At 62.7% G+C, this 23,094-nt stretch carries 23 protein-coding genes; 5 read left to right on the top strand and 18 right to left on the bottom strand.

Annotated elements, in window-relative coordinates:
* The 6 genes from LBW87_RS18305 to LBW87_RS18280 all read right to left on the bottom strand — a co-directional run.
* A partial coding sequence (locus tag LBW87_RS18305) for an ABC transporter permease subunit (RefSeq protein WP_413927660.1) occupies window positions 1-199 on the bottom strand: 199 nt, incomplete at its 3' end.
* A gap of 15 nt (window positions 200-214) precedes the next feature.
* Complete coding sequence (locus LBW87_RS18300) at window positions 215-943, bottom strand: ABC transporter ATP-binding protein (protein WP_225202898.1); 729 nt, start codon at window positions 941-943, stop codon at window positions 215-217.
* The gene (locus tag LBW87_RS18295) at window positions 943-1,713 is read right to left on the bottom strand and encodes an ABC transporter ATP-binding protein (protein WP_225202897.1); all 771 of its coding nucleotides are present in this window, start codon (window positions 1,711-1,713) and stop codon (window positions 943-945) included. Before LBW87_RS18295 ends, LBW87_RS18300 begins: the two co-directional genes overlap by 1 nt.
* Before the next feature lie 36 nt (window positions 1,714-1,749).
* Window positions 1,750-2,919: an iron-containing alcohol dehydrogenase gene (locus LBW87_RS18290; protein ID WP_225202896.1), complete on the bottom strand. Its 1,170-nt coding sequence runs from the start codon at window positions 2,917-2,919 to the stop codon at window positions 1,750-1,752.
* Between the two features lie 21 nt (window positions 2,920-2,940).
* The gene (locus LBW87_RS18285; RefSeq protein WP_225202895.1) at window positions 2,941-3,399 is read right to left on the bottom strand and encodes an acyl-CoA thioesterase; all 459 of its coding nucleotides are present in this window, start codon (window positions 3,397-3,399) and stop codon (window positions 2,941-2,943) included.
* A gap of 22 nt (window positions 3,400-3,421) precedes the next feature.
* Window positions 3,422-4,192, bottom strand: coding sequence for an enoyl-CoA hydratase-related protein (locus LBW87_RS18280; protein ID WP_225202894.1), 771 nt, complete (start codon window positions 4,190-4,192; stop codon window positions 3,422-3,424).
* A 372-nt stretch (window positions 4,193-4,564) separates the two neighbouring features.
* Here LBW87_RS18280 and LBW87_RS18275 point away from each other — a divergent pair, with 372 nt between their 5' ends.
* The 4 genes from LBW87_RS18275 to LBW87_RS18260 all read left to right on the top strand — a co-directional run bounded on the left by LBW87_RS18275 (window position 4,565) and on the right by LBW87_RS18260 (window position 9,947).
* Window positions 4,565-5,770 (top strand): ABC transporter substrate-binding protein, encoded by a 1,206-nt coding sequence (locus LBW87_RS18275; RefSeq protein ID WP_225202893.1) that lies wholly within the window; start codon window positions 4,565-4,567, stop codon window positions 5,768-5,770.
* A gap of 138 nt (window positions 5,771-5,908) precedes the next feature.
* A complete protein-coding gene (locus tag LBW87_RS18270) occupies window positions 5,909-7,549 on the top strand; it encodes an AMP-binding protein (RefSeq protein ID WP_225202892.1) in 1,641 nt (546 codons plus the stop codon).
* Between the two features lie 12 nt (window positions 7,550-7,561).
* Entirely contained in the window at window positions 7,562-8,443 is an 882-nt protein-coding gene (locus LBW87_RS18265) for a MaoC/PaaZ C-terminal domain-containing protein (protein ID WP_225202891.1), read from the top strand.
* Window positions 8,444-8,492: 49 nt separating this feature from the next.
* Entirely contained in the window at window positions 8,493-9,947 is a 1,455-nt protein-coding gene (locus tag LBW87_RS18260; RefSeq protein WP_225202890.1) for an NAD-dependent succinate-semialdehyde dehydrogenase, read from the top strand.
* Window positions 9,948-9,993: 46 nt separating this feature from the next.
* On the opposite strand, the gene LBW87_RS18255 is transcribed toward LBW87_RS18260, so the two are convergent.
* From LBW87_RS18255 to LBW87_RS18200, 12 genes are all read right to left on the bottom strand, one after another.
* A complete protein-coding gene (locus tag LBW87_RS18255; RefSeq protein ID WP_225202889.1) occupies window positions 9,994-10,626 on the bottom strand; it encodes a TetR/AcrR family transcriptional regulator in 633 nt (210 codons plus the stop codon).
* A gap of 181 nt (window positions 10,627-10,807) precedes the next feature.
* Window positions 10,808-11,566, bottom strand: coding sequence for an SDR family NAD(P)-dependent oxidoreductase (locus LBW87_RS18250; RefSeq protein ID WP_225202888.1), 759 nt, complete (start codon window positions 11,564-11,566; stop codon window positions 10,808-10,810).
* Between the two features lie 22 nt (window positions 11,567-11,588).
* Window positions 11,589-12,761, bottom strand: a complete 1,173-nt coding sequence (locus tag LBW87_RS18245; RefSeq protein WP_225202887.1) for an acetyl-CoA C-acetyltransferase — start codon at window positions 12,759-12,761, stop codon at window positions 11,589-11,591.
* Window positions 12,762-12,831: 70 nt separating this feature from the next.
* Window positions 12,832-14,499, bottom strand: coding sequence for an enoyl-CoA hydratase/isomerase family protein (locus LBW87_RS18240; protein ID WP_225202886.1), 1,668 nt, complete (start codon window positions 14,497-14,499; stop codon window positions 12,832-12,834).
* Between the two features lie 563 nt (window positions 14,500-15,062).
* Window positions 15,063-15,224: a hypothetical protein gene (locus LBW87_RS18235; protein WP_225202885.1), complete on the bottom strand. Its 162-nt coding sequence runs from the start codon at window positions 15,222-15,224 to the stop codon at window positions 15,063-15,065.
* Between the two features lie 20 nt (window positions 15,225-15,244).
* The gene (locus LBW87_RS18230) at window positions 15,245-16,729 is read right to left on the bottom strand and encodes a methyl-accepting chemotaxis protein (protein WP_225202884.1); all 1,485 of its coding nucleotides are present in this window, start codon (window positions 16,727-16,729) and stop codon (window positions 15,245-15,247) included.
* A 29-nt stretch (window positions 16,730-16,758) separates the two neighbouring features.
* A complete protein-coding gene (locus tag LBW87_RS18225) occupies window positions 16,759-17,691 on the bottom strand; it encodes a nitrilase-related carbon-nitrogen hydrolase (RefSeq protein ID WP_225202883.1) in 933 nt (310 codons plus the stop codon).
* Between the two features lie 12 nt (window positions 17,692-17,703).
* Window positions 17,704-18,405 carry an ABC transporter ATP-binding protein gene (locus tag LBW87_RS18220; protein WP_225202882.1) on the bottom strand — a complete coding sequence of 234 codons (702 nt, stop codon included), beginning with the start codon at window positions 18,403-18,405 and terminating at the stop codon, window positions 17,704-17,706.
* Window positions 18,389-19,120: an ABC transporter ATP-binding protein gene (locus LBW87_RS18215; protein WP_225202881.1), complete on the bottom strand. Its 732-nt coding sequence runs from the start codon at window positions 19,118-19,120 to the stop codon at window positions 18,389-18,391. The genes LBW87_RS18220 and LBW87_RS18215 overlap by 17 nt, the downstream gene beginning before the upstream one ends.
* Window positions 19,117-20,085: a branched-chain amino acid ABC transporter permease gene (locus tag LBW87_RS18210; RefSeq protein WP_225202880.1), complete on the bottom strand. Its 969-nt coding sequence runs from the start codon at window positions 20,083-20,085 to the stop codon at window positions 19,117-19,119. Before LBW87_RS18210 ends, LBW87_RS18215 begins: the two co-directional genes overlap by 4 nt.
* Window positions 20,082-20,948, bottom strand: a complete 867-nt coding sequence (locus tag LBW87_RS18205) for a branched-chain amino acid ABC transporter permease (RefSeq protein WP_225202879.1) — start codon at window positions 20,946-20,948, stop codon at window positions 20,082-20,084. Before LBW87_RS18205 ends, LBW87_RS18210 begins: the two co-directional genes overlap by 4 nt.
* 18 nt (window positions 20,949-20,966) lie before the next feature.
* Entirely contained in the window at window positions 20,967-22,148 is a 1,182-nt protein-coding gene (locus tag LBW87_RS18200; protein ID WP_225202878.1) for an ABC transporter substrate-binding protein, read from the bottom strand.
* A 170-nt stretch (window positions 22,149-22,318) separates the two neighbouring features.
* On the opposite strand from LBW87_RS18200, the gene LBW87_RS18195 reads away from it, so the two are divergent.
* Window positions 22,319-23,056 (top strand): TrmB family transcriptional regulator, encoded by a 738-nt coding sequence (locus LBW87_RS18195; RefSeq protein ID WP_225202877.1) that lies wholly within the window; start codon window positions 22,319-22,321, stop codon window positions 23,054-23,056.
* Window positions 23,057-23,094 lie beyond the last annotated feature (38 nt).

The following is a 23,094-nucleotide window of genomic DNA, read 5'->3' as shown; positions in this document are numbered from 1 at the left end:
GCTCGAAGTAGGACAGGCCCATCCAGGCCAGGAAGGCGCCCATCATGTACAGCGTGCCGTGCGCGAAATTGATCACGTTGAGCAGGCCGAAGATCACCGCCAGGCCCAGCGACAACATGGCATAGAAAGAGCCGTTGACCAGTCCCAGCAGTAGCTGGCTGAGCAAGGCTTGCAGGGGGATTCCGAAAATTTCCGTCATGACTCTTTTCCTTGATCAGACGCCGAGCAACTCGTTGAGCGTCGCCATCTTCGCGTCCAGTTGCGCGGCCTCGAACGATTCCACGATCTGCCCGTGTTCCATCACATAGAAACGATCGGCCAGCGGCGCGGCAAAGCGGAAGTTCTGCTCGACCATGATGATGGTGTAGCCGCGCGCCTTGAGCGCCAGGATCATGCGCGCCAGTGCCTGCACGATGACCGGCGCCAACCCTTCCGATATCTCGTCGAGCAACAGCAGGCGGGCGCCGGTGCGCAGGATGCGCGCCACCGCCAGCATCTGCTGCTCGCCCCCAGAGAGGCGTGTTCCCTGGCTGTTGCGGCGCTCCTTCAGGTTGGGGAACATGGCGTAGATCTCGTCGATCGACATGCCCTGGTCGGTGCGGGACACGAACGGCGGCAGCAACAGGTTTTCTTCTGCCGACAGCGACGAAAAGATGCCCCGCTCTTCCGGGCAATAGCCAACGCCGAAGTGCGCGATTCTGTGGGTGGCCAGGTGAATGGTCTCGCGCCCGTCGATCCTGATCGAGCCCTTGCGGGTCCCGACCAGGCCCATGATTGAACGCAGCGTCGTGGTGCGGCCGGCGCCGTTGCGGCCCAGCAGCGTGACCACTTCGCCACGGCGCACGTTCAGGTTGACGTTGTGCAGGATATGCGACTCGCCATACCAGGACTGCAGATCACTGATCTGCAAGGCCGGCGGCACATCGACAGGAATAGTAGTCATCAATGCGCTCCTTCCAGTTCGGTATTGACGGTCCCCATATAGGCTTGCATCACCTGTGGGTCGCGCGACACTTCGGCGTAGTTGCCTTCGGCCAGCACGGCGCCGCGTTGCAACACGCTGATGCGATCGCAGATACCGGCGATCACGCTCATGTTGTGCTCCACCATCAGGATCGTGCGGCCAGTCGACACCTTCTTGATCAGCGCAGTTACGCGGTCGACGTCTTCGTGGCCCATGCCCTGGGTGGGCTCGTCGAGCAGCATCAGCTCGGGGTCCATCGCCAGGGTGGTGGCGATTTCGAGGGCGCGCTTGCGGCCATAGGGCAGATCGACCGTCGTGACATGGGCGAAACCGGTGAGATCGACCTCGTCGAGCAAGGCCATGGCGCGCGCGTCGAGTTGCCGGAGGCTGGCGCCGTTCTTCCAGAATTGAAACGACGTGCCGAGCTTGCGCTGCAGGCCGATGCGCACGTTTTCCAGCACGCTCATGTGCGGGAAGACCGCCGATATCTGGAAGGAGCGGATGATGCCCTGGCGCGCAATCTGCGCCGGTGCGTCCGCGGTGATGTCGCGGCCATTGAACAGGATCTGGCCCGAGGTCGGCACCAGAAACTTGGTCAACAGGTTGAAACAGGTGGTCTTGCCGGCGCCGTTAGGGCCGATCAGCGCATGGATGTGACCACGCCGAATGTGCAGATCGACCGCACTTACTGCCGTGAAACCCTTGAATTGCTTCGTCAGGTTCCGTGTCTCCAGAATGATGTCGTTCATTATTTTTTTATCGATGATGGCCAGGCCACACTACATTCACACCGGCTGATGCCATGCCGCGCTATAAATATTCATCACATCGTCAAAGCCGACCTCGCGCGGGTTGTTCACCAGCAGTCGCGTCTGCAGCATCGCCCCCTCCGACAGGCGCTGCAGGTCATCCAGTTCGATGCCGACCTGACGCAGCGACCGTTCGATGCCGGTCTGCTCGCTCACCGTGTCGACCCAGGCGATCAGGCGTTCGGCACGGGCCTCTTCGCTGGCAGCGCCGGCACCGGGGACAATGATATCGGCCAGCTCCGCATACAAGTTGGCAGCAGCAGGAAGATTGAAGCGCAGCACATGCGGCAGCACCAGCGCATTGGACAAGCCGTGCGGTACATGGAAGATGCCGCCGATCGGATAGGCCAGCGCATGCACCGCCGCCACCGGCGCATTGGCAAACGCCTGCCCTGCCAGGGTCGCGCCCAGCAGCATGGCTTCACGCGCCGCGCGGTTGGCGCCGTCGCGGCAAGCCACCAGCAAATTGCCGGACAACAAGCGCAGCGCTTCGCGCGCCAGCATGTCGGACAAGGGATTTTTGCGCACCCGGCTGGTATAAGCCTCGATCGCATGCACCATGGCGTCGATGCCGGTGGCCGCCGTGATCCTGGCGGGCAAGCCCAGCGTCAGCTCGGCATCGAGCAACGTCAGATCGGCGTAGAGCCGCGCGGAGACCACGCCGGCCTTGGTGTTTTCGCCGGTCGTGACAATCGAGATCGGCGTCACCTCCGAGCCGGTGCCGGCGGTGGTCGGAATCTGCACCAATGGCAAGCGCTCAGCCGTCACCTTGTCGACGCCATACATGTCGGCCAGCGCCTGCCGGCCACTCGACAGCACCGCAATCAGCTTGGCCACATCCATCGACGAACCGCCGCCCAGGCCGACAATCAACTCGGCGCCGAACGCGCGCGAGCGCTCGGTTGCGGCCAGCACTACCGCTTCCGGCGGATCGGCCACCACGTCATCGATGATGCAGACCTCCATGCCATGGGCGCGCAGGCTGGCCAGGGCCGGCTCGAGCAATCCGCTGCGATGCAGGAAAGCATCCGTCACCAGGCTGACACGTGTCAGTCTGAAATGTTGCTGCAGCAATGCGCCCAGTCGGCGACAGCCGCCATACTCGAGCAACAGCGTGGGTACGGTCTGAAATGAAAAATCGCTCATGGTGTCCTCGACAACAAAAGATTAAAGCGCTTCAGGCGCCACGGCGCCGGCCAGCACTTCGCGTACGGCATCCGGCACCAGGCAGGGACGCCCGCTGGCCCGTTCTACATAGACATGGGTGAAATGACCCGCAGCGGCAGGCAACGGATCCTCGTTACGATACAACGCCAACTGATACCGCACGCTGGAGTTGCCGATCTTGATCACCCTGAAACCAATCGAGACGGTATCGGGAAAAGCCACCGGACCGAAATACGTGCAACCGGTCTCCACCACGAACGCCACGATCTCGCCATGGTGAATATCGAGCACGCCCTTTTCGACCAGGAAGCCGTTCACGGCGGTATCGAAGTAACTGTAGTAATGCACGTTGTTGACGTGACCATAGATGTCGTTGTCCATCCAGCGCGTCGCCAGGGTCACGAAACACGGAAACGCCGAGCGCGGGGTGTCACGCCCGACTGTAGCTTGCTGCGTCATCAATTGCTCCTTCAACGAAAGTTCAGCGATCCCGAAACACCGGCGCACGGCGTTCGCAAAAGGCCTGCATGCCTTCGCGACGGTCCTCGGTGGCAAATGTTGCATGAAACACCCGGCGTTCGAAATTAAGCCCTTCAGCCAGCGTGCTTTCATAGGCGCGATTGGCGCACTCCTTGGCCATCATTACGATCGGCAACGACATGGCGGCGATACGCCTGGCGCAAGCCAGTGCTTCATCCATCAATGCCGCCGCCGGCACCACACGCACCACCAGGCCGGCACGCTCGGCCGTGACCGCATCGATCTGGGAACCGCTCAATATCATCTCCATGGCTTTCGACTTGCCGATGAATCGCGTCAGGCGCTGAATGCCGCCGATCGTCCCGACAGTGATCTCCGGCACGCCGAAAGAGGCATTCTCGGCCGCCAGGATGAAGTCGCACATCATCGCCAGCTCGCAGCCGCCACCCAGCACCTTGCCCGCCACCGCCGCAATGACCGGCTTGCGGCAGCGCGAAATGCGCTCCCAGTCCTGGGCGACAAAATTGTCACGATAGGCATCGATATAAGTCTTGTCCAGCATTTCGAAGACATCGGCGCCCGCCGCGAATACCTTGTCACCGCCGGTCAGGATCAGGCAGCGTACCGCGTCATCGGATTCCAGCGTATCAAAAGCGTGCACCATTTCGTCGATCAATTTGTCATTGAGCGCATTGAGCGCACGGGGACGATTGAGCGTAATGATTCCCACCGGGCCGTTTTTTTCTACCAGGACGTGTTCATAGGCGGTCATGCATGTCTCCATTGTTGATCGCAATGCCTGCGAAGCGGAATTTTTGTGCGGTGAGAATCGCATCGCCACCGCACTATTTGAATATTAATTACTATATTTGAATTAATAGGTAATTGATATACTTTATATTCAACTAAATTTTCATATAGCGCGCAACACCAGTCTGCAAAAGACTTCCAGGCCTTATAAAAAATTTTATCAGTGTCTATTTTTAATAATTGACTTCAAAATCTGTCATGTTAATATAGATTCAAATTCAGATCGAAACGACTGTTTTAGTCGCCTTTCCCGGTTTCGGCGCGAGTTGATTACGGCAAAACAAAAACAAGAAATCATCAAGATTTCCCATCATCCTTTTCTTAGGAGACAAGCTTGAAAAATAACAAAATGCTGACGCGCATTGCGACCGCTGCCGCCCTGATGTTTTCCGCCGGCGCCTATGCTGCCGAACCGTTTCGCATCGGCGTGCTGGAAGACATGTCCGGCCTGTATTCCGATATCACCGGGCGCGGCTCGGTAGTGGCGGCGCAATTCGCCATCGATGATTTCGGTGGCAAGGTGCTGGGCCGCCCCATCGAACTGCTGAGCGCGGACCACCTGAACAAGGCCGATGTCGCCTCATCGCGAGCGCGCGAGTGGTATCAGAAGGATGACGTCAAGCTGATCACCGGGCTCGGCAATTCGGCCGTGGCCAATGCGGTGCGCACGGTGTCGCGCAGCACCGGCAAGATCGACATCGTGACCAGCGCCGCCAGTTCGGACCTGACCGGCGCCCAATGTTCGCCGACCGGATTCCACTGGGCCTACGACAGTTACTCGCTGGGCAAGACGGTCGGTTCGGCGGTAGTCGCCAATGGCGGCGACACCTGGTTCTTCATTGCGGCCGACTATAACTTCGGGCAGGCAGTGCAGCGCGACACCACCGCTGCCGTCACGGCCGCCGGCGGCAAGGTGATCGGCTCGACCAAGATGAACATCAACAGCGCCGACGCCTCCAGTTTCGTCTTGCAGGCGCAGGCGTCGAAGGCCAAGATCGTCGGCGTCGCCACCGCCGGTGGCGATACCATCACGGTCATCAAGGCAGCGCGCGACTTCGGACTGGTCGCCGGCGGCCAGCGCCTGGCGGTGCCGGTGATCTACCTGACCGATGTCTTCACCCTCGGCCTCAAGACCGCGCAGGGCCTGCTGCTGGCCGACCCGTTCTATTGGGACCTGAATCCCGAGACACGCGCCTGGTCGGCGCGCTTCTTCAAGGAAACCAACAAGATGCCGACCATGACGCAGATCGGTGTCTACAGCGCCGTGTTGCACTTTCTGAAGGCCACGGCAGAGGCCAAGACCGACGATCCGAAAGTGGTTGCCGATAAAATACGGGCGCTGCCGGTCAACGACGCCATGGGCAAGAATGTGAAGGTGCGGGAAGACGGACGCGTGCTGCGTGACGTCCACCTGTTCCAGACCAAGACCCCGGCTGAATCGAAGGGGCCCTGGGACTTATATAAACTGGTCAGCACCACGCCCGGGACAGATGCCTACAAGTCGCTCAAGGAAGGCGGCTGTTCCTATATCAAACAATAAGCAATTCGCCGAACCGCCAGCCCCTCGTCAGGTACATGTATGCTGCCGGCCAGGGGCTGACGACATCAACAATAACCATCGGCGTTGACTGGCAGCCGGGTCCTGGCGACACCGGCGAAGATAGAGAGAGACGAGACAATGGATGGCATTACTCCTGCTGAAGCGACCCGCATTCCGGCCGACGACGAATGTGTCCTGCCTTACATGCTGCAGCGCCGCGCAGAACGGCAACCCGATCAGACCTGGGTGGTCTTCGACGATCTGAGCAGCTGGACCAACCGGCAGGCGCTGGATCGCATGCGCGCCATGGGCGCGGGCCTGCAACAGGCGGGCATCGGGCTGGATGACAAGGTGCTGGTGTGGATGCCGAACGGCAAGCTGGCGCTCAATACCTGGTTTTCGCTCAATGCGGTCGGTGCCGTTTGCGTGTCGATCAACACTGCCTATAAGGGTGGCGTGCTGGAACATGTCATCGGCAACTCAGATGCCCGGGTCATGCTGTGCCACCCCGACCTGGCGGATCGACTGCTGGAACTGGGCAACCTGAGCAAGCTCGCGATTGTCTACACCGAAGCCGGCAAGGCGGCCAGCGACGCCGCCCGCTTCGCGGCCGCAGGCCTGGAACTGCGTTCGCTCGACCAGCTGGAATGCGCGCCCGATCCGGCATTGCCGGTGGCCGGACTGAAGCCATGGAACGTGCAGGCGATCTGTTATACCTCGGGCACCACGGGCCCCTCCAAGGGCGTGCTGTCGACTTACCATCATCTGTATTCGATGGGGTATGAATGCTGTTACGGCGTCGGGCCCGATGACCGTTACCTGGTCAATATTCCCTTGTTCCATGTCGCTGCCACGCTGGTGGTCTATGGCGCCCTGGCGCGCAACGCATCGATTGCCGTGATGGGTCCGTTCAAGACTGACACCTTCCTGCAGACCAGCAAGTCGCTGGGCGCGACCTGCTGCATCCTGCTCGGTTCGATGGCGGGTTTCCTGATGCGTTCGCCCGAGAAGGAAAGCGACCGCGATCATTTACTGCGCCGGGTGATGGTGGTGCCGCTGGAACTCGATGCCCCGGCCATGTCGGCGCGCTTCGGCTTCAATGTCTATACGGTTTTCAACATGAGCGAAGTGTCCTGTCCGCTGCGCTCGGAAGACAATCCGGTCGTGCGCGGCTCGTGCGGGCAGGTACGCCCTGGCATACAGGCGCGACTGGTCGACAGGAACGACTGCGAAGTTGCGCTGGGCAGCCCCGGCGAACTGATATTGCGCAGCGACCTGCCGTGGACCATGTCGCATGGGTATTACAAGAATCCGGAAGCCACCGCCAGCGCCTGGCGCAACGGCTGGTTTCACACCGGCGATGTCATGCGGGTCGACGCCGAAGGCAACTATTTCTTCGTCGACCGGGTCAAGGATTCGATTCGCCGTCGCGGCGAGAACATCTCTTCGTTCGAAGTGGAAGCCGAAGTGCTGGCGTTTCCCGGCATCTTCGAAGCGGCCGTCATCGGCGTGCCCAGCGACCTCGGCGAAGAAGACGTGCTGGCCGTGGTGGTGCCCAAACCCGGCCACGCCATCTGCAACGAAACCTTATTGACGTTCCTGCAAGGCCGCCTGCCCTACTTCATGGTGCCGCGCTACATTCACCATCTCGCCGAACTGCCCAAGACCGCCACCGCCAAGGTCGAAAAGCACGTACTGCGTTCGCAGGCGCTGCAGGCGACCGCATGGGACCGCGAAGGCGCCGGTTTTTCGGTCAAGCGTGATTCGCTCAGGGGATAAGCCGTGTCATCCATGCCTTCTATCGACCGCCTGCGCGGCGACATGCTGGGACGCGCAGTCGTGCGCGCCACTACCATCGTCACCAAGCGCCGCGTGCTGGCCTATGCGGCATCAATCGGCGCCGTCGACGACGTCTATTACGACGATCTGCAACCTGGCGGCTTGATTGCCACGCCCGGGTTCATCTGCGCGATCGAGTCGCCACTGCTGTTCGATCCGGTCTATCTGCATGCCATCGGCATGGTGCCCGAACGCCTGCTGAGTGTCTGGATCCATGCGTTTCAGGACAGTGTCTTCCATCAGCCGATGCGCGCCGGGCAAACCCTGGAGTCGGTGCTGAGTATCGTGCACATGGCGCAGCTGCCCAGCGGCGCGCTGGTCACCTGCCACATCGCGACCAATGATGCGGTGACTGGACAACCGGTGGCCGAAAGCTGGTATGGCTCGCTCTATCGCGGACTGTCGGTCGCCGCCCCCGGCGGACAAGCGGCGCCACGACTGCGTGCGCACGCCGGCGTTGATGCCGGCGCCATCGAACATACGCCGATTGCCGTCACGCCCGGCACCGGTCACCTCTATACCGAATGCAGCGGCATCTGGAGTCCGATTCATACCGAACGCGCCGCCGCCGTGGCCGCCGGCCTGGACCAGATCATCCTGCACGGCACCTGGACCTGGTCTGCGGCCTGCCTGGCAATCACCCGCAGTCATGCCGACGGCGATCCGAGCCGCATCAAGCGTTTCGGCGGACGTTTCTCGGGCATGGTCGGGTCCGATCCGGGCCTGGTCCTAGAACATGCCCGCACCGATGACGGCAGCATCGCCTTTGCCGTCCAGCAGCGCAGCGGGCAATTGGCCATCTCGCATGGCGTAGCCCTGGTTGCGCCGGCCTGACGGCATCCGCCATTCCCCGTTTTTTCGCTCCCCCTTACCAACAGTGACCATGCTGCCCCTGACAGATCACGCCCTGCTGCGCCAACAAGCCTTCATCGACGGCCATTGGGTCGATGCCGACAACGGCCAGACCTTCGATGTCCACAACCCCGCCAACGGCGAATTGCTCGGCACCGTGCCGCACATGGGCGGCACCGAAACCGGTCGCGCCATTGCTGCCGCGCAGCGGGCCTGGGGCGCATGGCGCGGTCGCACCGCCAAGGAGCGCAGCGTCGTGCTGCGCAAGTGGCACGACCTGATACTGGCCAATGCCGACGACCTGGCACTGATCATGACCACCGAGCAGGGCAAGCCCTTGGCCGAGGCGCGTGGCGAAATCGCGTACGCCGCATCGTTCATCGAATGGTTTGCCGAAGAGGCCAAGCGCACCTACGGCGACGTCATTCCCTCGCCCGCTGCCAGCAGCCGAATTGTGGTGACCAAGGAACCGATCGGAATCTGCGCGGCCATCACGCCATGGAATTTCCCGGCGGCGATGATTACCCGCAAGGCCGGCGCGGCGCTGGCGGCAGGTTGCCCGATGGTCATCAAACCGGCCGAATCGACGCCCTTCTCGGCGCTGGCGCTGGCGCTACTGGCAGAACGCGCCGGCGTGCCGCGCGGGGTGCTGAGCGTGGTCACCGGCGACCCCCGCGCCATCGGTGCCGAGATGACCGGCAACGCGCTGGTCCGTAAATTGTCATTTACCGGCTCGACCGCCACCGGTCGCCTGCTGATGCAGCAGTGCGCCCCGACCGTCAAGAAACTGTCGCTGGAGCTGGGCGGCAATGCGCCCTTCATCGTGTTCGACGATGCCGACCTGGATGCCGCCGTGGAAGGCGCCCTCCTCTCCAAGTTTCGCAACGCCGGGCAAACCTGCGTCTGCGCCAATCGCCTGTATGTGCAGGACGGCGTCTATGACCGGTTCGCCGGAAAGCTGGCGGCGAAGGTCGCCACCCTGAAGGTGGGTAACGGAATCGAGCCCGGTGTGACGCAAGGCCCGTTGATCGATGAAAAAGCCGTGCGCAAGGTCGAGGCGCATGTCGCCGATGCGCTCGCCCGGGGTGGCCAGGTCATCACGGGCGGCAAGCGCCATGCGCTGGGCCATGGATTCTTCGAGCCGACCGTGATCACCGGCGCCACCGCCGACATGCTGGTGGCACAGGAAGAGACCTTCGGCCCGATGGCGCCGCTATTTCGCTTCCATACCGAGGACGAGGTGCTGGCGCTGGCCAACGATACCGAGTCCGGCCTGGCGAGTTATTTTTACTCGCGCGACATCGGCCGCGTCTGGCGCGTCGCCGAAGCACTGGAAAGCGGCATGGTGGGAATCAATACCGGCGCCATCTCGAATGAAGTGGCGCCTTTCGGCGGCGTCAAGCAGTCCGGCCTGGGCCGCGAAGGCTCGCACTACGGCATCGACGACTACCTGGTCGTGAAATACCTGTGCATGGGGGGAATCTGATCGCTGAGAATAGGCGCTGACCGGCAACGGTACTGACCGTAATCGATCAGGCCTGCTTGCCGGAGGTCAACATGCGCCGCGCCATGTCGGCATAACTCAATGCGACATCGTGGGCCGACAATTCGCGCTCCGGCTGGAACCAGCGCGGCAGATTGTTGGTGGCCGCCATCACCCAGTTGACGGCGATCAACGGTGAAATCTGCGCAATGCTGCCGTCCTCGATGCCGGCGGCGACAATGGCGCGCAGGCGCTTGTCGAACAGCCGCTTGCGCTCGATGATGGCTTCCAGCTCACTGGCCGGAACCGACTTCAGTTCGAGCGACGCGGCGCAGGCGCCCAGTTCGGCCAGGATGGTTTCGGAATAGACCAATACAAAACGGTGCACCTGGTCCAGCCCCGAGCCACCGGCTTCGGCGGCGGCGTCCAGCGCCTGCTCGGTCAGCGTGAAACCGACGTCGAAACAAGCCAGCAGGATCTCGTTCTTGTTCTTGAAATAGTGATAGACCGAGGTCTTGGTCACGCCAAGCTCGGCGGCGATCTGGTCCAGGGACGTGTTATGGAAACCGTTGGCGCTGAACTGGCGGCCAGCCTCCCGCAACACGATCTGCCGTTTATGTTGATGCTGTTCTTCGACCGAGCTGACTTCTCCCTGCCAGCGCGTCCCTTTCATTCTCGCCATCTATCGCTTCCGTATTGTGCGCTGCCTGTAATTGGTGCAAGACCGGCGAGGCAATGCCGGATCGACGTTCCTGTCGTACCGGGATCACCTCGTTTTTCGCCGGGCGTCTCGCGCGTTATGTTAACACATCGCGACCGTGTCAGCGCCCCGGACCGCGCCTGCTGCGGCCCGGCTTGCGCCGTTATTTAGGGGCCATCCGGATCGCGCCATCCAGACGAATGACTTCGCCGTTGAGCATCTCGTTGATGATGATCTGCTGCACCAGCGAGGCGAAGTCCTCGGCCGTGCCCAGGCGCGACGGAAACGGCACCGAAGCCGCCAGGCTCTGGCGCACCTCCTCCGACAGCTCCATCAGCAGCGGCGTGGCAAAGATGCCGGGGGCGATGGTCATGCAGCGAATCGCACTGCGCGCCAGGTCGCGCGCCATCGGCAAGGTCAGGCCGGCAATACCGGCCTTGGATGCGGCATAGGCGGCCTGGCCGATCTGGCCATCGTAGGCGGCCACCGAGGCGGTGCTGACGATGATGCCACGTTCTCCGGAGGCGGTCGGTTCATTGCGGCTCATGGCCTCGGCTGCCAGCCGCGTCATGTTGAACGTGCCGATGAGGTTGACGGTGACGATCTTGCGAAAGCTCTCCAACCCGTGCGGTCCGTTCTTGCCGAGGATTCTCTCGGGTCCGGCAATGCCGGCGCAATTGATCAGGCCGCGCACCGGGCCGACCGCCTCAGCGGCGGCCACTACCGCCATGCCATCCGACTCCGACGATACGTCGCACTGCACGAATGTCTGATTCAGCTCCTTTGCCAGCGCCTCGCCCTTGAGCGCGTCGCGGTCGGCGATCACCACCTTGCCGCCTGCGCGCCGGATCATCCTGGCCGTGCCGGCGCCCAGGCCCGAAGCGCCGCCGGTGACGATGAATACCTGGTTTTCTATTTGCATGTTGACTCCGTTGTTGTTGAGTTCAGAGACGTTCGACGATCGTCACATTGGCCAGGCCGCCCAGCTCGCACATGGTCTGCAGGCCATATCGCTTGTTCTGCTGATGCAGCGCATGCACCAGCGTCGTCATCAGGCGCGCGCCGCTGGCGCCCAGCGGATGGCCCAGCGCGATGGCACCGCCATTGACGTTCAGGCGCGCCGGATCGGCGCCGGTGCCCTTGAGCCATGCCAGCGGAATCGACGCGAAGGCTTCATTGACTTCAAACAGGTCGATATCGTCGATGCGCATGCCGGCCTTGGCGAGCGACGCCAGGGTTGCCTGGACCGGCGTCTCGAGCATGACCACCGGATCGTTGGCCAGCAGGCCGATATGATGGATACGGGCCAACGGCGCCAGGTTCAGCTTCTTCAACCCCGCCTCATTAACTACCAGCAGCGCTGCTGCGCCGTCGCTGATCTGGCTGGTCGAGGCCGCGGTGGCGGTGCCCCCCTCGGTCAGCAGTTTTACTTTTTCTATCGAGGCCAGGCTGGCATCGTAGCGGATGCCTTCATCGGTACTATGCAGGGCCGACTCGCCGTTCTCGAGCGTGATCCTTACCGGCACGATTTCGGCGCTGAACAGTCCTGCCTGCGTAGCGCTCGCCGCCTTCTGGTGACTCGCCAGCGCGAAGCGATCCATGGCTTCCTTCTGCAGCCCGTACCTGGCCGCCACCAGTTCGGCGCCGTCGAACTGACTGAAGCGCTTGCCCGGATAGCGCGCCTGCATGCCCGGGCTCATGAAGCTGCCGAAACCGTGTTGCTGCAGGAAATCGGTGGCGGTTCCCATCGGCACCCGGGTCATGCTCTCGACGCCGGCGGCGACGACGATATCCATCGTGCCCGACATCACCGCCTGCGCCGCAAAATGCAACGCCTGCTGGGACGAACCGCACTGGCGGTCGATGGTCGTGCCCGGCACGCTTTCCGGCAGCCTCGATGCCAGCACCGCATTACGTCCGATGTTGAGCGCCTGCTCGCCGGCCTGGCCGACGCAGCCCATGATGACGTCGTCGATCAATGCCGGATCCATGCCGGTCCGATCGACCAGCGCATCCAGCGTGGTGGCGGCCAGGTCGGCCGGATGCCAGCCCGACAGGCGTCCCTTGCGGCGTCCGCTGGCGGTGCGTACCGCCGCAACAATATAGGCTTGCGCCATGAAGATCTCCTTGATGTCATGAAACGGAAGCGACCAGGACCGGCCGCACGACTGAGCACCTGCTCCGGTGTTATTGCTGCCGGTGATAGAACAACGGCCCGCCGCAATGCCGCGGGAAGCCGTAACCCAGCGTGAAAACGATATCGATATCGGTGGCCGTGATCGGCGCAGATCCAGCCAGCAGCGCGGCCGCTTCGTCACCCAGCGCGCCATTGATGGCGGCCGCGATGTCGGCCAACGGCGGGCGTTTCTGGATGTGGCCGGCATAAGCCTGGTCGGCGTCGGCGTCGGCCGCGGCGCGCAGGCAGGGGCCTTCGCGGTACCCGAATTCGCGCAGCGCCTGATCCAGCAAACTGCCCGGCACGCCGGTCTCCTGCAGACGCCTCTTTTGCCGCATCAGCCTGGCCAGCAAGCGCGGGCCGATCAGGCCAGGGCGACTGGGTGAGACCACGCCGGTCTTGCCGAGATGCTTGCAAAACGCCATCAGGATGGCCGCCGTCGCGGCCGAGGTGGCACTGCCACGAACGACTTCCACCACGGATAGCTGGTCGCCCGGTTCGCCCACATACAATCCCGCCAGATCGGTCGGACGTGTCAGCTGTTGCGCGAGCAGGTCCAGGTCATCGCAATGCGACAGGCTCACCAGCACGCACGAGGCCGCCACACGCTGCTCGACCATCACCAGCAGACGCGCCACTTCGCCCGCATCATCCATATCACCCAGCACCACCATCCCGGCGTCATCGAGGGCTGCGAGCGCGTGCTGGAATGAAGCAAAACGGGCGACCGGGATACTGCTGCGCGCCAGCATCGACGCCAGGTAGTCGATCTGCGCGCCGTCACCGATCAGCACAATCGACGATGGCAGCGAGGTCCTGGTGCCTGGCGCCAGGTCGCCGATCTTGCTGACGGCCCGCTCGGCAAAGAATTGATAGCGCAGCGCCACGGAGGCCCGGCTTTCCAGCAGCCAGAGAAACAGCGCGCGTTCAGTCTCCAGGCCGCGCGTGAATGCATGGGTGCGACTGGCCGCGATGGCCTCGATGCACTTCAGCGGCGCGGGCGTCCATTGCGCCACCGCCTGCGCCTCGCTCCTGGCTTGCGCCAATGCCGAAACGCCGTCGCCACCCGGCACCTCGCGATCGCGGGTACGCCGCATCGGCGTCGCCTCGCTCAGCGCGGCGACAAAGGCCGCAGCCTGGGCTTCAATGGCAGCGTTGTCGCCCTCCTCGATGACTGCATCGAAAAGCGCGGTGCCGGCAAACTGCTGTGCGTTGAAGACGTCGCCCGAGACGATCACCTTCACAGCCATGTCGAGCCCGGTCAGGCGCGGCAACCGCTGGGTGCCGCCGCCACCGGGCATCAATCCAAGCTTGACTTCAGGCAGTGCGATCTTGCAGCTCGGGGTGACCAGGCGAAAGTGACAGCCCATCGCCAGCTCCAGGCCGCCCCCCATGGCGACGCCATGCAAGACCGCGACCACTGGCTTGCGGCAATCTTCAAGACGGGCGATGACGGTATTGAGATGCGGCTCGGCGGCTTCGGCATCGGTACCGAATTCGCGCATATCGGCGCCCCCCGAAAACACCTTCCCCGCGCCCACGAGGACGATTGCCGTGATGCGCTCGTCTTTTTCCGCAGCATCAAGCTGGCCCACAATCCCGGCCCGCACCGCGTGCGACAGGCCGTTGACCGGAGCGTTATCAATGTGAATGAAGTGAATACGGGAGGACGTAAGCATTATTTTTAATTATCGACTCTGCACAATGTTGACCGGAGATAGGCTGTATTAGCCTGCTGATGGCAGCACATACGCCAAACAAAAAAACTAATATTCAATCAAATTACTTTTAAGTATTAAAACATACTTTGAATTCAAATTCAAAGCGAATTTGATCACCTGCCTGCGCTCGGCACTAGTGATCGACATGAAATGAAATCGAACTTCTGGCGCAGAATGCGCCAGAGATGCCGGCCGAGAGCGTGATCAACCGCTGCGATACCGGGATTGAACGTCAGAGGAAAAACGACCAGTCGGCGCCGGCGATGGTGACATCGTCAAGATGGGGGGATTGGGATGGAAGATCGTGCAGGAAAAGCGCCTTCGTCGATCGTCGATTCGAGTGGAGTGCTTTCCAGGCTGGAGCCGCACGGACGAACAGGTGGATGCGTTGACCGCATCAACTGTTCGTTGCGGTGACCTTTGACGAAGCCAAAGACCGGTGCTTTCGTTACCGAAAGGAGTTAGGCTTACCAGACCAGGTCTGCCTTTTCCGACATCGGCTTTACAACACGTTCGCCGGACTAATCCAGTTTCCTGCTCTTCCACCAACGCCCAAGCATGGTCAACATTGATTTCAGCCGCCCGCCCACGCTGGGCGACTGCCTGGGCGCGTGTTTTTTGCGCCAATCCTGCGCGGCCTCCACGCATCGCAGCAGCAGTTCACCTTCGGTCAATCCTTTCATGGCCACGCTCCTGTGCAGGCTTAATCCTGCCGTTTGTAATACCCGCAGACAAAGAACAGCTGGTCCAGCTTCTGGAAGTAGGCCGACTTGAGCTGCACCTTGCGTGACAGCGGATGGACCCATCTGTAATCGGTCCAGCCCGAGTTTGCCAACTTCAACTTCTGCGTCATCTCCCGGTTGAAGAACTTGCCATCGGCATCGGCGATGCGGGTCCAGTCCGCATCCCACAAACGACGATTGGCGCCGTGGGCCACGATCCTGCCGTCGAACGAATACACGATCAGGTACAGGTCGCGATCGATGAAGCTGCCCTTGGCCAGCTTGCGCACTTCATCCACCGCCGCGTCCACGCCATGCCGGTTGGCGAATTCGATGGCCCGCTGCACCATCGCGCTGGCCTCGTCGGCGTTACCGAATTCGCGCTCGCCGAGCACGAACGACTGCACCGCTTGCGACAGCGACAATGCCTGGTCCTTGAGGCCGTCGGCTACGCGCGTGGTTTCCTGCACCATCGCCGCATTGCGCTGGGTGGCATCGTCCAGCTGCGTCAATGCGGCACTGACCTCGGCGATCCCGATGCTCTGCTGACCGCCGGCGGCGGCGATCTGGCCGATCAGTTGCGCTACCTGCCGCACGCCCTGCGCGATCTCCTGCATGGCCTGGCCGTTGCCGCCTACCAGCGCATTGCCGCGCTCTACCTTGTCCACCGAGTCGGCGATGAGCGCCTTGATCTGGCGCGCCGCCGCTCCGGAGTGGCGCGCCAGCTCCCGCACCTCGGCCGCCACCACCGCAAAACCACGGCCCTGCTCGCCGGCACGCGCGGCTTCGACTGCAGCATTGAGCGCCAGGATATTGGTCTGGAAGGCAATGTCATCGATCACGCCTACGATCTCCTTGATCTGCTCCGAGCTGCCCCGGATCTCACCCATGATGCGCACCAGATCGCCCGACACATCCTGGCCCTGCGTGGCCAGGCGGTCGGCATCCATGGCCAGCCGGTTGGCCTGGCCGGTGCTGTCGGCGTTATGCCGCACATTGGCGCTCAATTGCTCCAGCGAAGCGGCGGTCTGCTGCAACGAACTGGCCTGCGCCTCGGTACGCCCCGACAATGCCTTGCTGTCCGCCACGATCATGTCGGAGGTGGCCGCCAGCGCCGTCGTGCCCAGCCTGACGTCGGCCACCACCTTGAACAGGGTCTGGCTGGTCTGGTCCAAGTGCCGCGCCAACTGGCCCATGTCGCCCCGTGCCGGGATCATCAGACGCTGGCTGACATCGCCGGTCGCCAGGCGCGCCGTATACAACGTGATGGCACCGAACGGCCGCACCAGGCGCCGCACGTTCCACCATGCAATAAACAGGCCAAGCACCAGCATCGACACTGCGACGCCGGTCGGGACGACGGCGTCCGTCACATGCCAGGCCAGCAAGCCGACCATCACCGCCATCAGGCACAACAAAACGGCCTGGCCAACGACCAGGCGGGTACGAAGATCGAATGCACGCACGTTGATGACGCTCCAGTAGGGTGTTCGAATTAGTCGACGGTGCGGGTCACGGCCAGTTGCGCCCGCTCATCGACCACCAACTTGAAGACGTCGGGGCGTGCGTAGTGGCCCGCGACATCGAAGTCGAACTTGCCACGCACCACATCATCCAGATCCAGCTCGGCGCACAGGATGGTCTCGCCGGTGAAGTCAGGGCCGGCCAGGACCTCTCCCAGCGGACTGATGATCACGCTGCCGCCACGCATCAGCACCTGGTCGTGGTCGTCGGTGATCAGGTTGCGCATGGTCGGCGGAAAATCGGCGCGGGTCAGATACTGGCAGGCCGACAGAACGAAACAGCGCCCTTCCAGCGCCACGTGGCGCATGGTGGCCGCCCAGCTGTCGCGGTCGTCTGCGGTAGGCGCGCAATACAGCGCCAGCCCCTTGTCGTACATCGCCATGCGCAGCAGCGGCATGTAGTTTTCCCAGCAGATGACGGCGCCCATCTTGCCCCACGGGGTATCGATTGCGGTCAAGGTAGAACCGTCGCCGAAGCCCCAGCACAACCGCTCGGCGGCGGTCGGCATGAGCTTGCGGTGCTTGCCCAGCAGGCGGCCATCGGGGCCGAAGAACAGCACGGTGCAATGCAGGGTGCCGCCGGCGCGCTCGATGACGCCGATGGTGAGAAAGATCCCGGCTTCGCGCACCGCCTCGCCCAGCGCCTTGGTGGCGGGGCCTGGCACATCGACCGCGCTCTGGTAGTAGCGGGCGAACTCTTCACGCCCTTCAGGGGTGCGCATGCCGATACGGATGTCGAAACTGGCGCCCTTGGGGTAGCCGCCGATGAAGGCTTCCGGAAACACCGCCAACTGCGCGCCCTTGCTGGCGCACTCGGCGATCAGGCCGGCGGCCTTGGCGATGGTGGCGATGGTGTCTCCCGCCACCGGTGCGGCCTGCACTACACATGCTGTCATTGTTGTCATTGCTGTTCTCCGTCAGATTCCAAGATAAGTCCTACGTATGTCGTCATTGCCGGCCAACTCGGCCGTGGTGCCCGCCACCGCGATGCGCCCGCCTTCCAGCACATAGCCACGACTGACGATCTTCAGTGCCGCCGCCACGTTCTGCTCGACCAGCAACACGCTGATGCCGCGCCGGTTCACCGCCGAGATGGCCGCATGCACCTCGGCCACCATCAGCGGCGCCAGGCCGTGACTGGGCTCGTCCAGCAGCAGCATGGCCGGACGCGACATCAGCGCACGGCCGATGGCCACCATCTGCTGTTCGCCCCCGGACAAGGTCCCGGCCTTCTGCAACTGGCGCTCCTGCAGGCGCGGGAACAGCCGGAAGCAATCCTCGATATCGCGCTGCCCGATCTGGCGCCGGCGGTGATAACCGCCCAGCAACAGGTTGTCCTGCACGGTCATGTCGGCGAACACGTGCCGCCCCTCGGGCACGCAGGCCAGTCCGCGCTCGACCCGGCGGTGCGCCGGCACCGCAGAGATATCGTTGCTATCGAATTCGATGCGTCCGCTACAGCGCGGCAGCAGGCCCAGGATGGCGCGCATCAGCGAGGTCTTGCCGGCCGTGTTGGCGCCCAGGATGGCGACCGTTTCACCGGCGTTCACCTGCAGCGAGATATCGTCGAGCACGGTGCGCCGGCCATACCCGCCGGTGATGTTATGCAGCCTGAGCATGTTCACTCCCCAGATAGGCCTGAATCACCTTTTCGTTGCGCGACACCTGCTGCGGCGAACCGTCGGCGATCAACTTGCCGAAGTTGAGCACCAGGATCCGTTCGGACAGGTTCATGATGGCCCGCATGTGGTGCTCCACCACCACCATGGTCAGGCCGGTGCGCTCGCGCAGCTCACGCAAGGTGTCCATCACCCGATCCATCTCGAGCGGGGTCAGCGCCGCCATCACTTCATCCAGCAGCAGGATGCGCGGTCGCGTCGCCAGCGCCCGCGCCACCTCGCCTAGCGCCTTCTGCGGAAAGGTCAGGTCGTCCACCACCAGTGGCGCCGCCTGCGCCATGCCGACCCGCTCCAGGCAGTCATGCGCCAGCTCCCGGGCCGAGGCGAGCGTGTTGTTGAGCAAGGCGGCGGTCATCACGTTGTCCAGCAGCGTCATGCCCGGAAACAGCGCCGTGTTCTGGAACGTCTTGGTCACGCCGGCGCGCGCCACCACATGCGGACGACGACCGTGCAGCGCGCGGCCTTCCAGATGAATTTCACCCGCGCTCAGTCGCTGCAGGCCCACCAGCGAACTGAACAAGGTGGTCTTGCCGGCGCCGTTGGGGCCGATCAGGCCGACGATCTCGCCCTGGTGCAGCGAAAAGCTCACGTCAGACACGGCAGTCAGCCCACCGAAGCGCACCGTCAGGCCCTGCGCCTTGAGTAGCTCGCTCATTTGGCCGCTCCTGCCGGACGTGCCGGCCACAACGACAGCGAGGCCAGGCCCTGCGGGCGCGCCAGCACCACCACGATCAGCACCACGCCGAAGATGAAGGGCGCCACGCCGGCCGCCTGGTTCGAAAATCCTGCATTGAGCAATTCTTCGATCAGCACCACGAACACCGCGCCGATGACCGGCCCCCACAGGCTGCCGACGCCGCCGACGATGGCGATGAGCGCGGCCCGAATCGAGATGCCCGCGACGCTGAAGACACTGTCTGGATCGAAAAAGGCGGTGAACTGGGCAAACAGCGAGCCGGCCAGCGCCGTCAGCGACGCCGACACCACGCCACCGATCAACTTCACGCGCAAGGTGTTGACGCCGGACATCTCGGCGGCCTCCTCGTTCTCGCGGATGGCGCGCAGGTAATACCCCATGCGCCCGCTGGCCATGCATTGGTAGACCCCGCAGACCAGTACGAAGAAGCCCGCCAGCACCGGCACATAGCCACCGGCACCACGGAACTGCAGCATGCGCCACGAGTCGCCGATGAAGGGAATCGACACCCCTTGCGGGCCGCCGGTCAACTGCGGAAACGAGACAGCGACGATATGACAGGCTTCACCGAAGGCCAGCGTGGCCAGCGCAAAATACGGGCCCTTGAGCCGCATGGTCGGCAAGGCAATCACCCAGGCCGCGATACTGGCCAGCAGCATGCCCACCGGCATGCCGATCCAGGGGCTGATGCCCCAGCGGATCTGCAGCAGCGTCGAGGCATAGGCGCCGATGCCGAAGAATGCAGCATGGCCCAGCGAGACCTGGTTGGCCAGGCCGCCGACGATATTCCAGCACTGGCCCAGGGACGCCGCCATCAGCACCAGGCACAGCACGCGCACGGCATAACCGGTCGGCTGCAGCAGTGCGCCCGCTGCCACGCAGGCCACGCCGCACAAGACGATAAGCAACAGGGATTTCTTCATTTCTTCGCTCCTCCGAGCAGCCCTTCCGGCTTGAACGCCAGCAGCGCAATGAAAAACACGAACAGGGTGAGGTTCTGCATCTGGATCGGCATGAACAGCGCCGAGAACGCCTGCACCACGCCCACCACCAGCCCGCCTGCCAGCGCCCCCATCACGCTGCCCAGGCCACCCAGCACCACCACCGTGAACATGAGCGTGACAAACTGCGCGCCCGAGGTCGGGCTGACCGATGAATACGACAGGATGATGCCGCCGCCGAAGGCGGTCAGGCCGGTGCCCAGGCCGAACGCGATACCGTAGATCAGATTGGTATCGATGCCGAACAAGCGCGCCGCCATGGCGTTCTGCGAGGTGGCGCGAATCGCCCGACCGGTCCAGGTACGCGTGAGAAACAGCCACAGCAACACGCACACCGTGGCCCCCAGCGCAAAGGCGATCAGGTACGGCACCGAGATGAACAGGTCGGCCACTTCGATGGCGGCAGTCTGGTAAGGCGTGGTGACGCTGCGAAAGGTCGAACCGAACAGCATCAGCGCCCCGTTCTCAAGCACCGCCAGCAGCCCCACGGTCAGGAAGATCTGCGCCACCGGCGAGGCATTGATGACGCGCCGGATCAACAACCACTGGCAGACGAAGCCGATGGCGAAGCCGACCACCAGCGCAATGAAGGCGCCGGCAATCGGATCGATGCCCAGGTAGTGCGAGGCGAACCACGCCGCATACATGCCCAGCATGAGGAACTCGGCCTGGGCGAAGTTGACGATGCGCAGCACGCCAAACACCAGCGACAGGCCCACCGAGATGACACCGTAGACGCCGCCGATCAGCAGGCCATCTATCAATGATTGGAGCAAGGCATTCATGGCTTCCCCGGCATCGGCTTATTTGATTTCACGGCCAAGCCAGCGCGGCGCCTGGCGTGCGGCCGCGGCGGGAAACACCGTGACCAGGTCGGCTCCGCGCCATTGCACGAAGATCGGATAGGCGCTGGAGGTCAGGCCGTTGGCGTCGAACGCGGTACAGCCGCCCGGAATGCCGGTGGCCAGTCCCTCGCAGTTGCGCACCTGGGTGATGGCGTCGCGGATCCTGGCCGGGTCGCGCGACTTGGCGCGATCGGCGGCCGCCACCATGTGCTGCAAGGCGGCGCCATACATGATCGACTCATGCGCCATGAACATGCCGTATTTCGCCTTGTAGCGTGCGGCCAGCTCCGGCACGTTGTCGTAGTTGGCCGGCGCGATCGAGAACACGTCTTCGGCATACGGCCCGAGCGCCTTCTGGAAGTCCGGGATGATGTAGCCAGCGGCGCCGCCGACGATGGGCAGCTCCACCTTTTGCTGCTTCATGGTGCGGATGATCAGGATGCCGTCATTGAAATACGACACCGGGAAAACCACCTGCGCCTTGGAGCGCCGCAGCTTGTTGATCAGCGGCGCCACATCGGTGATGCCCAGCGGATAGGCGTCGTCGATCACCACTTCCACCCCGGCCTTGAGCGCGGCCTTGCGGATGCCTTCTGCCTGCGCGGTGCCGTAGGCCGTGTCTTCATAGAAGATCGCGATGCGCTCGATCTTGGTGCCGGCCTGCCTGGCCAGTTCAACCGCATAACCGAACTGTTTCTCACCGAAGGTGGACGCCTTGGGCGCGACCTGAAAAATAAACTTGTAGCCGCGACCGGTGATCTGGTCTGCAAACGAGTGGGTGATCATCGGGATGCCCAGCCGCTCGGTCGCCTCCGACGCCGCCAGCGTGATCGAGCTGACGAATGAACCGACGATGCCGACCACGCCATCCTGGCTGACCAGGCGCTGCACCGCAGCGGCGGCGCCATTGGGTGCCGGCACATCGGCAAACACCAGTTGCACCTTGTCGCCTGCGGCGCGGTTCTTGTTGATGTCTTCCAGCGCCAGCTCCATGCCGTTGCGCGCATTGGCGCCGAACTGCGCGTTGGCGCCCGAGAGCGGAAATACGGCGCCGATCTTCAGCACTTCGGCATTGACGTCAGCCATGAATGCGGCGGACAGGGCCATTGCGATGGCGGGTACGGCAAGCAATTTCTTCATGATCATCCCCAAAGTTAAGTCGGCGATGAAAATATAGAACCAGCAAAAATATATGTCAAAGAATTTCGACATAAATTTCAATATAAATTAATTTATGGCGAATCAATGCTTTTCAAATAGCCTATACACGCGATATATTTCTGTCGAATATTATCGACAAGGAGAATGGAATGCGTGAAAAACTTGCCGCAGTCGGGCTGGATGAAAAGGAACAGCGCTTCTATCTGGCCGCCCTGGAACTAGGCAGCGCGCCAGTGACGCTGGTGGCCATGCGGGCGGGCGTGACGCGCACCAACGGCTACGACCTGCTGAACCGACTCGAGCGCCGCGGACTGCTGGCGCAAGTGCACGGAGAGGAAGGCATCCGCCAGGTGATACCAACGGACCCCAATATCCTGATCAAGGAATGGGAACAGACACGCAGCATGCTCGATGACCTGGTGCCGGAGTTGCGCTCGATGTTCAACAGCACGCCGCGCAAGCCGCGCATCCGGTTTCACGAGGGCGAAGAAGGCATACAGCGCGCACTATGGAGCACACTGGACTGCCAGTCGAAACACCTGTACGGCATCCTGTCGATGCACGAGTTGCTTGAAATCCCTGGCCCGACCTGGATGGACGGCTATATTGCCGAGCGCATCGAACGCGGCATCCAGCTCGACGTGGTGCGCTCGTACTCGCGCGAGACCGAGCCGATCTGGCCTGCCGCCCGCAGCGAGCTGCGCGAACTGCGCCTGGCACCATCGGAACTGGATCTGGGCATGACCGCCTATATCAGCGACGATACGGTGGTCTATATTTCGTCGAAGAATGAAAACTACGCACTGACCATCGAAAGTCGCGAACTGGCCTCATTACAGAAAAGCCTGTTCCAGTCACTATGGAAACTGTCCAAACGCTATAAGTAAATAATCCAGCACAGCGGGCGCAACTCAAAAAAAAGGAG

Source organism: Herbaspirillum sp. alder98, from assembly GCF_020179755.1.
Taxonomy (GTDB): domain Bacteria; phylum Pseudomonadota; class Gammaproteobacteria; order Burkholderiales; family Burkholderiaceae_D; genus Herbaspirillum.
This window is presented reverse-complemented; position numbering and strand designations above follow the sequence as displayed.